General features: G+C 66.7%; 8 protein-coding genes and 1 pseudogene. 3 read left to right on the top strand and 6 right to left on the bottom strand.

Features of this window, described 5'->3' with window-relative positions:
• Position 1: 1 nt before the first annotated feature.
• The 3 genes and pseudogenes from ACFY10_RS52945 to ACFY10_RS52955 all read left to right on the top strand — a co-directional run bounded on the left by ACFY10_RS52945 (position 2) and on the right by ACFY10_RS52955 (position 4040).
• Positions 2–1879 carry an NB-ARC domain-containing protein gene (locus ACFY10_RS52945; RefSeq protein WP_390672610.1) on the top strand — a complete coding sequence of 626 codons (1878 nt, stop codon included), beginning with the start codon at positions 2–4 and terminating at the stop codon, positions 1877–1879.
• Positions 1880–3054: 1175 nt separating this feature from the next.
• Positions 3055–3357: pseudogene (locus ACFY10_RS52950) on the top strand (transporter); the annotation flags it as partial.
• Between the two features lie 119 nt (positions 3358–3476).
• A complete protein-coding gene (locus ACFY10_RS52955; protein ID WP_390672611.1) occupies positions 3477–4040 on the top strand; it encodes a site-specific integrase in 564 nt (187 codons plus the stop codon).
• Positions 4041–4462: 422 nt separating this feature from the next.
• Here ACFY10_RS52955 and ACFY10_RS52960 read toward each other — a convergent pair whose 3' ends face one another.
• From ACFY10_RS52960 to ACFY10_RS52985, 6 genes are all read right to left on the bottom strand, one after another.
• The gene (locus ACFY10_RS52960) at positions 4463–5092 is read right to left on the bottom strand and encodes a hypothetical protein (protein ID WP_390672612.1); all 630 of its coding nucleotides are present in this window, start codon (positions 5090–5092) and stop codon (positions 4463–4465) included.
• Positions 5093–5168: 76 nt separating this feature from the next.
• Positions 5169–5786, bottom strand: a complete 618-nt coding sequence (locus tag ACFY10_RS52965; RefSeq protein WP_390672613.1) for a hypothetical protein — start codon at positions 5784–5786, stop codon at positions 5169–5171.
• Complete coding sequence (locus ACFY10_RS52970) at positions 5762–6898, bottom strand: hypothetical protein (RefSeq protein ID WP_390672614.1); 1137 nt, start codon at positions 6896–6898, stop codon at positions 5762–5764. The genes ACFY10_RS52965 and ACFY10_RS52970 overlap by 25 nt, the downstream gene beginning before the upstream one ends.
• 1633 nt (positions 6899–8531) lie before the next feature.
• Positions 8532–8870, bottom strand: a complete 339-nt coding sequence (locus ACFY10_RS52975) for an Lsr2 family protein (protein ID WP_390672615.1) — start codon at positions 8868–8870, stop codon at positions 8532–8534.
• 146 nt (positions 8871–9016) lie between these two features.
• Positions 9017–10108, bottom strand: a complete 1092-nt coding sequence (locus tag ACFY10_RS52980) for a Wadjet anti-phage system protein JetD domain-containing protein (RefSeq protein WP_390672616.1) — start codon at positions 10106–10108, stop codon at positions 9017–9019.
• Positions 10105–14562 (bottom strand): hypothetical protein, encoded by a 4458-nt coding sequence (locus ACFY10_RS52985; protein ID WP_390672617.1) that lies wholly within the window; start codon positions 14560–14562, stop codon positions 10105–10107. Before ACFY10_RS52985 ends, ACFY10_RS52980 begins: the two co-directional genes overlap by 4 nt.
• Positions 14563–14567 lie beyond the last annotated feature (5 nt).

The following is a 14567-nucleotide window of genomic DNA, read 5'->3' on the forward strand; positions in this document are numbered from 1 at the left end:
GGTGCGCTGGAGATTCAGGCGCAAGGAACGGCACCGCGGCGCGCCTGTGGCCCCGGCTGGCGGGCCGGAGGCCGTCGACGGGGACGAGGACGCTCTGCGGGCGGTCGCAAAGAACACAGGCGCCGCCATCACCATCGGCGGCGGCTTCGCGAACACGGGCCTGTGGATCGACCGGTCGGTGCGGCAGGAGGCCCCGCGGCGGCCGGCCCGGTGGCCGCACATCGTCGGCAGCCCGCCCGGGCGGGCGCTCGGCTTCCAGGAGCGGGCGGAATCCTCCCGGCTGCGTCAGGTGCTGGAAGCCGAGGGCACGGCCGTGGTGGGCCAGGTGCTGTCCGGGCTGGGAGGGGTGGGCAAGACCCAGATCGCCGCCGAGTATGCCCGCACGGCTTTCGAGGCCGGGCGGCTGGACGTGCTGGTGTGGATTACGGCCGTCACCCGTCAGGCGATCGTCGACGGCTACGCCCGCGCAGCCGTGGAACTGCTGGCTGTCGAGCCCGACGAACACGCCGCCCAGCGGTTTGTGGCTTGGCTGCAGCCCTCCGCCTCCCGGCCGGTGTGCCGGTGGCTGGTGGTCCTCGACGATCTTGCCGACCCCGCGGACGTGACAGGGATGTGGCCGCCGGCCTGCCCACACGGGCGCACCGTGGTCACCACCCGACGCCGTGACGCCGCCCTGACCGGTCCCGGCCGCCGCCGCGTGGATGTCGGCGTGTTCACACCCACCGAGGCCGCCGCCGTACTGCGCCAGGCACTGGCCGACCGTGACCACCCCACCCAACCGTCCGAGCAGATCCAGGGTCTGGCCCAGGAGCTGGGGTTCCTGCCGCTGGCGCTGTCCCAGGCAGCCGCCTACATCGCCGACGGGGCCCTGGACCTGGCTTCCTACCGGACCCGGCTGGCCGACCGCACCTTGAGTCAGCTACTGCCCCGCTCCGGCCACGGACAGCCGGGTGAAACCCACGACGGGGACACGCTGCCCGACGGGCAGGCGGCCACCGTCGCCGCAGCCTGGTCCCTGTCCCTGGAACGCGCCGCTCGGCTGCACCCGCAGGGACTGGCCCGGCCCATGCTGCAGCTGGCCGCGATGCTCGACCCCAACGGCATCCCCCAGCAGGTCCTGACCAGCGCCCCCGCCCTGCATCACCTCACCGTCCACCGCACCCCGCCACTCACAACTGCTGCGTCGCCGGCACCCGCGCCCTCCAGTTCCTCCGCACTCGCGCCGGGGGCAGTCGATGAGGAGGACGCCCTGGCGGCGCTGCGCACGCTGCACCGGCTCAGCCTCATTGATCACGACCCCGGGCACCCGAACGCAACGGTCCGCGTCCACCAGCTGGTCCAGCGCACCACCCGCGAAACCCTCACCACCACCGACCAGGAGCAACTCGCCCGCACCGCCGCCGACGCCCTCGAAGCCGCCTGGCCGCCACACACCGAGTTCGACGACGCCCTGGTCCCTGTCCTGCGCGCAAACGCCGAGTGCGTGTCCCGGTATGGAGGCGGCGCCCTGTGGAGTCCCGGCGTTCACCCGGTACTCCTTCGAGTCACGAGCCCCTACGCATTCGACGAGAACGTCACCTATTTCTCCCGCCTCCTGCAAACGGCACGGGAACACCTCGGCCCAGACCACCCCGACACCTTGACAATCCGACGCAGACTCGCATTGACGCGAGGCTCGTGGGGAAGCGTGGCCGACGCCGCGGCTGAGCTTGACGAACTGCTTGCCGACCAGCAGCGGGTGCTCGGACCGGACCACCCGATGACCCAGCAGACCCGTCAAGAGCTCGGCATCATGCTCTGGAAGATCCGGGGGGACCGCGCTATGTGGGCCCTCGATGTCGAGCGACGGGTATTCGGCTCCGACCCCCCGAAGAGCTGACGAACCGCAACAGCCCCCATCTGACCGGGGACAAGGCCGCACTGCAGCCTATGCGCTCTGCGTTATCTTGCGGTACGCCTGCATCAACTGCGGCTCACACCACGGCATTTACCACGCACCCGGGCGCGCACCGAAGATGTGCTGGATCGCTGACCCGCTGATTCTGCCCGCTTCACGACATGGCCGCGCAGTCAGTTCTTCTTCTTCTTCTTCTTCCGCGCTTGGGCGGCATCGCCGTCCAGGCGTCGTTTCTCGGCCTGCAACCGCCGGGGACGTTTGCCGTGCTTGACGTAGTAGCGGTCGTCCGCAGTGAACCGCTGCGACTTGCCCGCTCCCGCGTCAGGTCCGGACTGGAGTGTTGGGGGCCCGCAGGGCGATCGAGGGGTATCGGCGAAGCCTGGACCATCGGACGACCTGTCGCACACGTCGCGAAAGACCTGCCGAAGTCGTGGACGTCCGCCCCGGCCCGCTGCGCCGAGGCGAAGCAGTTGGTGATCATCAAGTGGCTGGCCCGTTGGTCACGCGTTGGGCGCGTTGGTCACGGATTCCGTGCACAGCCACAGATCAGAGCCCTATAAGGGGAGCAACGGTCTGGGCTGCCACCCCTGGCGCGACTGACGCATGAAGTGCCTCTGGCCAGGCACTTTGTCGTCCTAGCGCGGGTCCTCGTTTACTTCCTGGATCGGCTCTCATGTTGGTGTTTCTGCCTGCTCCTGGCCGCTGTTGGTCACGCGTTGGTCGCGTGGCCAACCGTCGGCTCGACCTCTGCGAGCCACCGTGCCGGAGGGGGTATCTCACTGGCGGGACGGCTCGCGTGGCAGCCGAGGAATATGTCGTGCGGGGCTGGTGGGGAGTGTGAGTGAATTCCGCTTCAGTGTGTAGTGGGTGACTTGCCACCACGTCGCTGATCTGGCAAACATGCAGGTCAGAGAGGGTCCGACTCTTCGGGGTCGGGCCCTTTGTTTTTTCCCGTGCTGGGATGGTGCTGGGATAGCTGACCCCTCGTCACCTGTCATCACCCCTGCTCATCCCTACCGTGCTGGGATGGCGCTGGGATGGGATGAGAACGTCCGCGCTGGGTTTCGGACAGTGATCTGCCCGGTGCGCGGGGTGGGTGGGTACGGGCTTCACCTACACGCTTCTTCACGGCTACGTGGCCCCCTGTGGAAACAAATCTGCCCCCGCCTGGCGTTGTCGATCTCCTAGCCGAGGAGGGGAAGGTGTCGGGCCTGAAGCTGTTCCAAGCGACGCATAGCGGCGTGACTGAGGTCACGCCGCGTCTTGCTGCCGTCGAAGCGGATGTGCAGGATCTCGTCGAGGCACACATGGAGGCGATGCTGGGCGTCACGTTCCTCGCGAGCGAGTACGTGATCGACTGCGTCGACGGCGGGCGTATCGACTCGCTGGGGCTCGACGAGAACGGTGCGCCCGTGATCGTGGAGTACAAGCGCGGCACGGACGCCGACCTGTTGACTGAACTAGTAGAGGAGTTTCCGCAGGTCAGTGACCTTGTGGCAGGAGCGTCGTTGAGTCGGCCATGGAGGCATCGCGAGACCTGGCGGCCCTGTCTGTCCCTCTGGTCGGGGAATTGGTGGCCATGGATGATCCGTGGGATCCCTACCTGCTCATCGACCCCGCTGGGGAGCCGGTTGAAGGAGCGCGCGCATTCCTGCGGGACCTGCAAGGAGCCGGTCGTTCGGCGGCGACGGCCCGTTCCTACGGGATGGACCTGCTGCGCTGGTTCCGTTTCCTCTGGGCTGTCGAGGTGCCGTGGGACCGAGCGAGCCGGCTCGAGGCACGGGACTTCTCTCGCTGGCTTCAAGTCGCCGGCCAGCCGAGGCGCCCGCACTGGCGACGCCCGAGCGAGGCGGGCCGGTGGGCTGTAGGTGGCAAGCCATACGCGGCGTCGGTGCGAGCACACAGTGAGACAGTGCTGCGGAGTTTCTACGACTTCCATCGCGACATCAGTACCGGACCGGTACTCAACCCGTTTCCGCTGGACCGAGCACGTCGTGGCCGGCGGGCCCATGCCCACCACAACCCGATGGACCCGGCCCGCAACGCACGCACGGGGCTCTATCGGCCGAGAGTGCCCAAGCGGGTGCCTCGCAGTGTCCCTGACGAGGAGTTCAACGAGAAGTTGTCTACCGGGTGGCGCTGACCTGCGTCAATGCGGCCATCGGTGTCTCTGACCTGCGTCGATGCTTGTTTCAGCGCCTTTCACGTTCGTGCCGCGATATGCATTCGAATCTCCCAAGCGCTCCCCAGCAGGGTCCATACTCCCCAGATTCTCCCCAGAGTTGGCTGTGCTGTGGGGCAGCGGCGACGGGGAGGCCAGTCGATCTCAAGCGCCTCCGTAGGCACTGTGAGTGACTGGCGCAGGCAGGGCAGAACTCTGCCAGCAGGTTCTTCTTCGTCTGCTGGTGGTACAGCGGCCATGCATTGCTGTCCTGCGCACATGGCGGATAGCGGTAGCTCGTCAGAGCCGTTGGCCCGGGAATGGTCCGGCTCTCGGTTCCCATTGCTCCGCCACCTTGGCCATGCGCACCATTCCGGACGGGGGTGACCCAGGTGATGCCATCCTCACGAGCGTGTTTCCTCGATCTGTTGGGGGCTCTTGATGACTGCGGCTGGCAGTTCACCGGTCAGGACCAGCCCTTTCGGCAGGGTGAGTCCGAAGCGTTCTTCGAGTAGTTCAAGGGCGGCAGTGACTTCGGCGGCCCTCTCCATGTCGGCGACCAGGGCGGCATCGTCGCCGTCGCCGTCGAAGAGGTAGGGGGCCTCGTCGGTGTCGATATCGAAACTCAGCTGCACGCTGCCGTTGTGGCTGTAGCGGAAATGCGGCTCCGGGACGTTCGGGTGCTCGGCGAAGTAGTACAGCTCGTACGTGTGGACATTGCCGTACCAGATGACCGGTGTGTCATGCCGGCCCAGCGCGAGTTCCCACTGTCCGCAGCCTACGGCGAAAGCGAGATCGCCCACCGACCCGTACCGGACACCCGCCATGGGGTAGTGCCGGCCGGTAGTACGCAACAGCTCCCGTAGTTCGCCCTCGAACGCCTCCTGGGTACGCGGGCCCACCAGGCGCGGCTGTGTGTCCGGAACGAGGCGTCGTACGAGGTCCTCGGGGGTGAGGTTGCGGGCGAGGATCACGCAATATCCGCCCGGCAGCAGTTCGTCTTCTTCGGCGACCCAGGTAATGCCGTCGGACATCGTCTTGTCTCCTGTCGGGAAGGGGCCAGGGCGGCGCCACCGTAGCTGATGGACACCGCCCTGTACCTCGGTCAGATCACTTCGGGGTGCACGTCACGGTCGTCGCGCTGGCGTCGCACCCTGCGAATTCGGGGGCGTAGGACCAGTACTCGTCCTTGTCGAGCAGCCGGTTCGGCTGACTGAAGCTGCTCGGGAACGGTTGCATGGACTGCGTGTTCATCCAGTTCGACATGGCGGAACGCCCGCAGACCTCCTTCCACGTCGGTGCGGCCTGGCGCGTGTCGTCGTAGAAGTGCCACACGTCAGTCTGGGTGCGCTGGGAGTAGGTCTGCACGCATGCGTCGCCGGAGGAGACGGGGTTCAGTCCGTCTGGGGCAGGCATGCCGCCGCTGTTGTAGGTGGCGGCGTAGGCGAACTCGTCGCAGGAAAGAGGATCCCTTCCGCTGGGCGTATTGCCAGGCAGCGTCGTGGCGTCGGGGTTGCCTGACTTCGCGGCCCATCCCGACGGGCAGATGACCGCGCGGTTCTTCGTCGGTGTGCGGCCGGTGCTGCCGCCGTTGGCGGGCAGGTAGACGAGTGGTTTGTCGGCTTTCTGGCTGCCGGGGTGGTTGGGCAGCTTGGACTGTGTCAGCCATGCGTGCGCCACAGCGGCAGGGAACTTCTTGAAGTTCATGACCCATGTCGGCTTGTACACGGAGAAAACACATCCCGGCGTGGCCGTGGCCACCGCGTCGCAGCGGATGTCCAGGTCAGGAACAGAGTTGCCGATGTCACCGTCGGGGAATGCGTCCGGTACCTGGTTGGGGACCGTGTAATCCCATTTCCAGATGAGCTGAACGGGAATGATGTCACCCGGCTGCATGCTGTCGACCGTCTGTGTGATCGTGGCCGTCGCGGCATGGTAGTCCGCGCCGGTGGTCGACCAGGTGGGCGGCGTTGACCATGTCGGCGCGCCGGTCGTGCACTGGGGGGGCACGTGAATTTGGGCCGCATGGTGATCGGGCCCCATTCCGACTGCTCGCCGGCTGCGTCGCGGAACGACAGGGGCGTCAGGGTCCATTGCTGGGTGAAAGCGTTGGACGCGACGTCCGTCTTTATTTCGATCTTCGATGCGAAAATAGCGCGCCCGACCGGCCAGATCTCACCGTTCGGCAGCTTGCTGTAGACCGTGTTGGTGATTTCGTTTGCCTTTTTCACGCAGCCTTCGGTGCGCTTGATGTAGTCCTTGCCGACAGCGGCGCCGTCGCACCAGGAGACGAGGCTGGACGTGCCGACGGCGCGTAGTCCCTGGGCCACCTGCTTGCGCTCAGCGGAGGTCATGTCGGCAGGCTTGCCGACGGTGGCGCAGTAGATCCTGCTCTCTGTCTCTTCGCAGCCCTTGCCGAGGGGCGCCGGCAACGCATCTTTCGTCAGCGGTGTCGGGTTGCCCGGCCCAGAGTTGACGTGGTCGTTCGTGACCAGGGGTTCCTGGTACTTGCCCAGGTCGACATCGGGCGCATTCTTGTCCGGTTCGGGAAGCGTGATGTCGACGGAGTGGTTCCGGATGGTGAAGGTGGCCCACGGCGACCAGGTCTGTTCGTACAGGCTGCCGTCGTAGGCGGAGGTGCGGAAGGCGTACGTCCAGCCGGGATGGAGGTAGCCGTAGTCGATGGTGACGGAGGCTTTCTCACCCGACGCGACATAGCCGGAGACGGGCATGCCGTACTGGTTCTTGTCGGTGTCGACGTGTTCCTTCGGCGAGCCGTCTGCGTTCACTCTCCACACGTCGAACGTCAGGTCGCTCTTGTCGCCGTCCGGGTCGGTCACCGTGTTGCGTAGCGTGACCGTCGTACGGTCGACTTGCCATTTTCCCCCGACCTTTTTCCATGTCGGGCCGGCCTCCGGGTTCTTGCCCGAGGCGGGCCGCCCTCCACCCCGGCAGCCGCGAGGGCGTTGCCGTGCAGTTCGGGCCCCGCGGCCGGCGTCGCCGACGGCGGTGCGTCGATCGCAGGATTCGGCCTGGTCGTGGCCGGATCGGCGGATGCCGGTATGACACCGGAAAGGGTCAGCAGTACCGCACCGACAGTCGCACGGGACCACCAGTGTCTGGATCTTTGCACGATGATTCGCGTCCTTGCCCGTAGGAGTCTTCAAACGTTTGTGCGAGTCGTGCCAAGTCGAAGGCCGTACGGGGAAGATCTGGTCAACTGAAGCAGGTTTTCGGTCACTGATCGTGTGTCAGCTGTGCGAAGACATGCGAACCGTCCCCAGCTGGGCAGGGGCTGGTGCGAGGGTGGTCTGTTGGTGCAGCGAGCCAGTCACTGAAGTGACGCCAGGGCGCGCTCCCGAAGGGGGACGTCGGACAGTGTCTGAAGAGATTGCCAGGCGTAGGCGGTGATCTCGTCTCCCTGAAGAGAACCAGTCGGGTCCAGCCGAAGACTGACGTCGAGGCAGCATTGGCGCCGGCGCACGGGTGGCACGATGCCCGGTACGCGTGAACGTGCCCGGCTGACGGACTATCTGATGCCCTCCTCAAGGTGTTCGTTGGCCAACGCCGCAACCAGTTGTACCCAGGGTGATCGAGGTGAGCTGACCGCCGCTGTTGAAGGTCCGCTTGGTGTGATCCAGGGTGGTGAGCGTGTAGGTGCTGTCGTCCGCGGTGTCGGCATGGGTGGACGGTGCGGTATCGGGAGCCGGGTGGTAGGCGGGGGCGGCAGCGGGAGAAGTCGTTTTCGCGGAGGACGGGCTTGGATGGTGCGGACGCCTTCGTCGTCAGGGTCGAGAACGACAAGAAGGCGGGCGTTTCCTTCGAACCGGCGGGTGGGGCTCTGCCGTTGTGGGTCTGGGCTCAGCCGTGGCGGCGGCCACGTGGGCGCTGGCCGAAGCGGGCCAGCTCGCGCTTGCAGAGATCGAGAAGCTTCAGGCGGAGAAAGTTGCTGCCGCTGAAGCGGCGTCCGCCGAGCCGGCACCTGCTGAGCTGGCCCCCGCTGTCCAGCTGCCCGTTACGGCCTGACAGCCCAAGAGCTGAGGTAGAGGAGTCTACCTCGCGTTGAGAGAAGTAGGTAAAGAATTGCCACTCCCGGCATCGGCCGGGAGTGGCAATTCATTGTTTTAGGAATCCTTCATATCCGTGGGTTCCTGAACTTGGGCCTTCAGTTGCTGTTCCGCCTCTTCGGCTCTCGCTTCACGAGCCTTCTGCGCGCCTCGGACACGGCTAGCCACGGCGACAGCTCCACCAACCACCAACCCGCCGCCTACAGCCCCCGCAGCGGCACCCCTCGCGAATGCAGCCTTCTTGATAGCGCTGATGAGTTTGTCAACGCCACCCGCTTCCTTTGCCGCAGTCGTAATGACCTGGTACGCGCCGAGATTCCCCATCTCGCACCCCCCTTGTTCTAGTGCCCCGCGCCCTCCCCGGTTGCGGAGCAGCAAGTTTCAGGACTCGTCAACTGCCCATGGTTCAGCCGTTGGCCTTCGCGTACGCCTCACGGATGCTCGCGGGAACACGGCCCCTGTCGTTGACCTCGTAACCGTGCTCCTTGGCCCACGAGCGGATCGCTGCCGTGTCTTCGCTGGAACCCCTTGCCGCAGAACCACGCCCCCGAGTGCCGACGCTCGAACGCCCGCCCGTCTTACGGCCCTTCTCGATGTAGGGGGCCAGGGCAGTACGCAACTTCTTCGCGTTCTTGTCGTTCAGATCGATCTCGAACGTCCTGCCGTCCAGCCCGAACGTCAAAGTCTCATCAGCGTCACCGCCCGTGAGGTCGTCGGTGAGGAGGACGATCGTCTTCTGAGCCATCTCTAATTCCTACCTTCGGTATCCGTGGTACACGTATGAAATCACAAGGAGAAGGCGCCCGACAGACTGATTGTCGGGCGCTCTCTCCTGTGCAATCATGAAAGGCCCCGGACGCTTCTAACGTCCGGGGCCTCTCTGCGTTCAATTCACGGCGAACTATTGCCGAGGGGGGAGGCACACCATCGCCAGTCTCGATCGACGCTGAGTTCGTTCCGGTTGGTCGCCTCCTGAGCAATGCGTTGCCCTTTGGTTAACAAGGCGTGCGCTGCCTGCCGGAGTTCCTCGGGGAGCCATGCCGTCAGGCTGTGGGCCCGGTCGTTGGCGATGACGTCGCCGGCGTTGGGTTCGTGGGCGAGCAGCAGGCGATACAGGCCAGTCGCCGGTTCGATGGGTGGCAGTCCGTGCTGGATGCCGGTGATCGAGGCTCTGGCCGGGATGGCGATGCCTTCGGCGTCGAGGTCGCCGTAGTAGACGATGCGGTGGATGTCGGAGAGTTCGGTGATGTTTTCGACGGATGCTTCGAAGGCCCTTCCGGAGCCGAAGGCGATGTATCCGATGCAGCCGGGGGCGGGTTTGAGCAGGTCGTGCAGGGTGGCGTAGGTGTCGCTGTTTTCCACGACGAGCAGGGTGTCGCCGTCACCGAGCCCACGGTAGGCCAGTGGCGGCGGTTCGCGGTAGGTGGCGAGTTGTTCGAGGGTCAGCCTGCCCGGGGCGAAGAGCGCTCCGGTGATGAGGGTGTCGAGGCGCTTTTCGTGGCGGAAGATCTCGTACGAGCGCTCACGTAGGGGGAGCGGAGAGCGTCGGTCGGGGTGGTTGTGGGTGTCTCGGAACCATCGGTTGCAGGCGAGGAGGTCCTCGGTCTGTGATGCGGTCAGCCGGGTGCTGTAGGCCCAGTCGAGTTCCGGTCTCCATGAGACATGTCTGCGTGGAGTGGAGGATTTCACGGGTGCGGCGGTGGGGATCCGGACCTGCTCGGGAAGGGCTGGGCGGCCGGCATCCCATTTCGTGCGAGCGGTGGGGAGGTGGATGATGCCGTGTTCGGCGATTTCGTACAGCAAGGTGGCGAGGGCGCTGCGTGAGTGCTCGCCGCTGGCAGGGCCCGGCAGAGCCTCGCGGAATGCCTCGACGAGGATGGCCCGGCCGACGGTGACGCGTTCGGCGCGAGCATGGAGCGCGGCGCTGAGTTGTGCCGCCGCAGGGGAGAGCAGCGCGCGGCCCTGGTCCGGGGGTGAGGTCATCGGGTGTCGTCCTGTTTCCTGTACAGCCGGGCTGAGGTGAGCAAGCCGGCGGGTTCGGGGGCGTCTTGGTCGGGGGTGACGCGGGGCGCGGGGATGAGAGCGTTGCGTACGTGGTCTTCAAGTCGGATGAGGGAGAGGCCACTTCGGGCCTCGGCGTCGTTGCGGAGCTGAATGCGCATGGGGAAGCGTGAGGTGACATCCTCGTCGCTCAGTCCGGTGGTGTAGATCAGCTGGATTCCGAGGGCGGCGGCCATCTCCATCTGGATGTCGACGAGGTATCCGGCATTGGCTCGGCCGATGGGATTGTCGAGCAGGAGCAGTCCGCCGTTGCGTGTGCGGCTGCGCGGTCCCGGAGAGATGCGCAGAGCGGCGAGAGCGCAGTACAGGAGGATGGCCCCGGTCAGTTCCTGGCCCCCGGAGAAGACCCGGCTCATCTCCTCGACCGGAACGCGGTCCACTCGTTGGGCGGCGTTGGGCTTCATGACCTCGGCGCTGAACCCGCGGGGGACAGCGGCTTTGAGGCAGCGCATGACGACATCGGTGCCCTTGAGCTTGCGGGTACGCAGATTGCCGGCCAGGTCATCGACGGTTTCGTGCATCTGGGCGGCGAGAGCCGCCAGTTCCGGCTTCTTGTAACGAATGGTGAGGAACTTCTGTCCGGACCAGGCGGTGTCCCCGTCGGGGAAGGCGGAAAAGCGGCTGGCCTGGTCGAGACGCTGCAGGAGGTCGGTGACGTGGCCGCCGAGCTGCGAGGCGAGAGCCTCGCGGGCCTTGGCCATGCCTTCCAGATCGGAGTTCAGGGCTGCGATGCGCGAGCTGAGCGCGGCGGTCCAGGTGGCGGCCATGGCAGGGATGTGGCGGCTGTCCAGGGCGGAGATCTGGGTCCGCAGCGGGATGTCGAGCCGCTCGAAGCGGACATCGCCAGGTACTTCTTTGAGTCGGCTGACGCCCCCTTCCAGCTTCCGCTCGGTCTGGCGGGCTTTCTCACGGGAGCTGCTGTGCGCGGCTGTTACCCGGCGTGCGGTGCGCTCGGCAGCTTCCGCACTGCCGTCGTAAGGAGCCTGGTCTGTAGGAATCACCATGTCGCGGACAGCGGACTCCAGCAGCGGCAGCACACGATCGAATGCCGCCAACTCCCGACTGGAGTCGGTCTGATCGCGGCGGGCAGCGTTGAACGCGTCGGCTGCAACGCGTTCAGCTTCCTGAGCCGTGTTGTGCTCGCCTGTGGCCAAGGCCATCAGGCTGCGGGACTCGGCGAGGTCGGCCGGTGTCCACGCGGCGGCGTCCTCCTCGCTCAGCGGCGCGGCCGGGGCCAGGCGCGTGGCACGTTCCTTGAGGCGACTCGCCTGGTCCCGTAGCCTTTGAAGGGTTTCGTCGCAGGTGCGGGAGCGGGTTTCGAGGGCGCGCAGGATGGCATCGCGCTGTACGTCGTTGCCGGCCCGCGGATCGTGGCTGTACTGCATGGCCAGGTCCTGTACGCGGTCGGGAACCTTATTCCACTCCTCCTGACTATCGAGCAGGGCCTGCTGCGCGACGTCGGCCCGCTGCTGCTGGTCCTCGCCGACCTCGACGCTCTTCAGCTCGTCCTGCGCCTGGTGATAACGATGCTGGAGAACGGGGAGGGGCGCCAGAGGGGCATCGACCGCACCCTGGGCTTGCTGTGCTTGAGAGGTGGTGGTGATCGCATCCCGCGCCCGGGCGTAGCCGTGTGCTTCCTGCTCGGCCGCTTCGATCGCGCGGGCGTGACGCAAGATCTCGTCCTCAGCCTTGCGGATCTGGCTCCCCAGGGACTCGAGTTCATCGGTGCGAGCAGCACTTTCGGTGGCAAGCACCGCGATCCGGGTCTGCGCCTGGTCGGCAGCAGACTCTTCCTGTGCCAGATGGGCCAGGCCGTCAGCGGCGCGCTGCGCGGCCAGCGCCTCCTCGGTGAGGCGATCACATTCGCCGTCGGCGCCTTCCAGCGCAGCCTCTTGCTCGCCGGCTGCCGTACGGGCGCCTTCCAGCTCGACCTCAGCCGCTTCCGCTGCGTCCTGCAGTTCGCCCAGCTGCTCAAGCCGGTTGGGCACCGGCAGCTCACCGCAGGCATCGCGCCAGTTCGCGATCTGGCGGGCTAGATCCCGTACAGCGGTGAGGCGTTGGCCGAGCGCGTCCAACTCGCCGGTGACGGCGGTGATGCGGGCGTCGACCGCGGCGCGCTCCACCGCGGCGGCCCCCTCGTCGTGGAGAGCGGGAGAGGGCTCGACCACGAACCGGCCGTCATCGGACGCCGCGCGGGAGCTCAGCATCCGTTCCCCGGTACCCACCGTGACGGCGGCGGACGGCAATGGCCGCAGGCGCTCCACAAGGCTCCTGGCGGCCTCTAGGCCGTCGGGCCCGCCCACGATGATACCGCCGACCAGGTCCGGATGGGCGCTGATGACCTGCTGGCGCTCCGTGGTCGGGACGTTGTCGCGCATCCACTGCCACCCGGGCACGGCGTGGATCCCGTGGTCCGACAACTGCCCACACAGGTCCCGGACTTCCTCGGCCGCAGGCAGCAGCCCCTCACTCGTGTCGAGGAGGGCGAGCAGGTCCTGGTCGTACTGCAGGTCCATGCGCTTGCGCGTCAGAGTGGCTTCGAGGCCACCGACGCGTCGCTCGGCGAGCTGATGCAGGCCAACGGCATGGTCGTGGAGCCAGCGCAACGCGTCCCCAGTGCACAGCTTCCCAGTGTCCAACTCCAGCAGCTCGGCGCACAGCGGATGGTCGCGAACGGACTCGGCTCGAGTCCGCAGACGGCTGATCTCTTCATCAGCGGCCGTCGCGGCGGCACGCGCGGACCACGCCAGCTTCTCCTTCGCTGCCAGGAGGTTGTGGGCCTGATCGCGCTCGGTGCGGATACTGTCGCGGCCTTGCTTGGCCTCCCGCACCAGCTGCTCGCTGTGGCGCGCGTGCCCCTGCGTGCGCGCTGCGGCATCGGCGGCGCTCTCCTGCGGGGCGACCAGCTCCTGGTCCCGGGCAGCGCTCAGACGTGCTGCGAAGGCGCGGGTCACCGCCTGCAGAGTGCGGGTTTCCTCCTGAGCGGCGCCCGCCTCGGTGAGTAGCGCGTTGCTGCGGGTACGCCACTGCTCGACCAGGCGCTTCGTCTTGGCGGTGGCATCCTCGCGGGTGCGGATCGTGTCGCGGACGTCTTTCTCGGCGCGGGTGTAACCCGCGCGTAGCGCTGCTGCCGCGGCGTCGAGGGCTTGTACATAGGGTGCGGCGTTGCGCTCGGCTTCGGTGAGGGCCTGCTGGGCCCGGTTGTGATTGTCCAGCGCCTGAGTGTGACGTAGCGCGATCGGCACGGTCTGCCATGCCGCGCTCTGGTCCTCGGCCTCCTGCTTGTCCTTCCGGGCTTCGCCCTGTTGACGGACGATCTCGTCCAGTTCGAGGGCATGTGAGTGGGCCTGCACGTGCTGCAGGCGCGACTGGGCGAGTTCGCGGGCTAGCTTGGCGCCTTCGAAGGTGCGGTGCGTGCTCTTGACGGTGGAGTTGTCTTCGGCTGCCGCTGCGGTCAGCAGGGTATGGCGACTTTGGAGCGCGGCGGCGAGGCGGGCCAGATCCTTTTCAGCGGCGTCAGCCGCACCGGCATGCACTTCCAGGGCGTGATGAAGTCCGGCGACGTCCTCGCACGCCTGCCGCATCTCGACCGCGAACTCCCGTTCCCTTTCCCATAGGGCGCGCGCGTCGTGCGCGGCGGCATAGCCCTGGAAGGCCGTACCGAGTTCGGTGTATTGGTCATCGTCGGTGGCTTTGCGCAGCAGCCACTCGACGAAGGCGTCGGCGCTGTTCGTGGTGAAGGCCGCGGCGGCGTCGCTCTCCTTGGCGTTCATCCTGCGCTGCACGTCGAAGAGATCGGGTTGCAACCCGAGGCCGCGCTGATGCTTCTCCCACTTCTCCTGGCCCTCGACGATGCGCAGCTCCAGGGCTTCGACTCGCTTTTCCCAGTCGCGCAGTTCGGTGCAGTAGTCCTCGAACGGCACCCAGTGCCCGTCGCGGTGGAAGGGGAGCCGGTCGGCATCCAGGGCTGCGGACGGATGGAAGCTGTAGAAGCAGCGGCGCAGCTTGCCGTCGTGATCGAGGGCCAGGACCTGGGCGGTGACCAGCAGCCGTCCGGTGCGCGCGTCGGCCCATTCGAGGATCACGTGGGACGGCTGCGCCATAGAGACGACGAAGTTGCGCAGCGTCTCCAGATCGCTGTGGCGGTACGGGATGGTGGTGCAGGTGATACCGGTCAGCAGCACGCCCTTGCCGCCGCCGTTTTGCAGCATGACCAGGCTGGCAGGTGCGGGGCGCTGGTTGACGTGACCGGCGTCGGGGATCAGCGAGGCCGTCTCCACCTCGGCGCCGGCGCCGGAGAAGTCCAGGGGAACGTCCTCGTAGCGGGCATCGCGGGGCCCGAAATTGCGCAGCAGAATGCGGTTGAGCTCGTACATGAATG

The organism is Streptomyces sp. NPDC001401 (genome assembly GCF_042895385.1).
Lineage (GTDB): Bacteria > Actinomycetota > Actinomycetes > Streptomycetales > Streptomycetaceae > Streptomyces.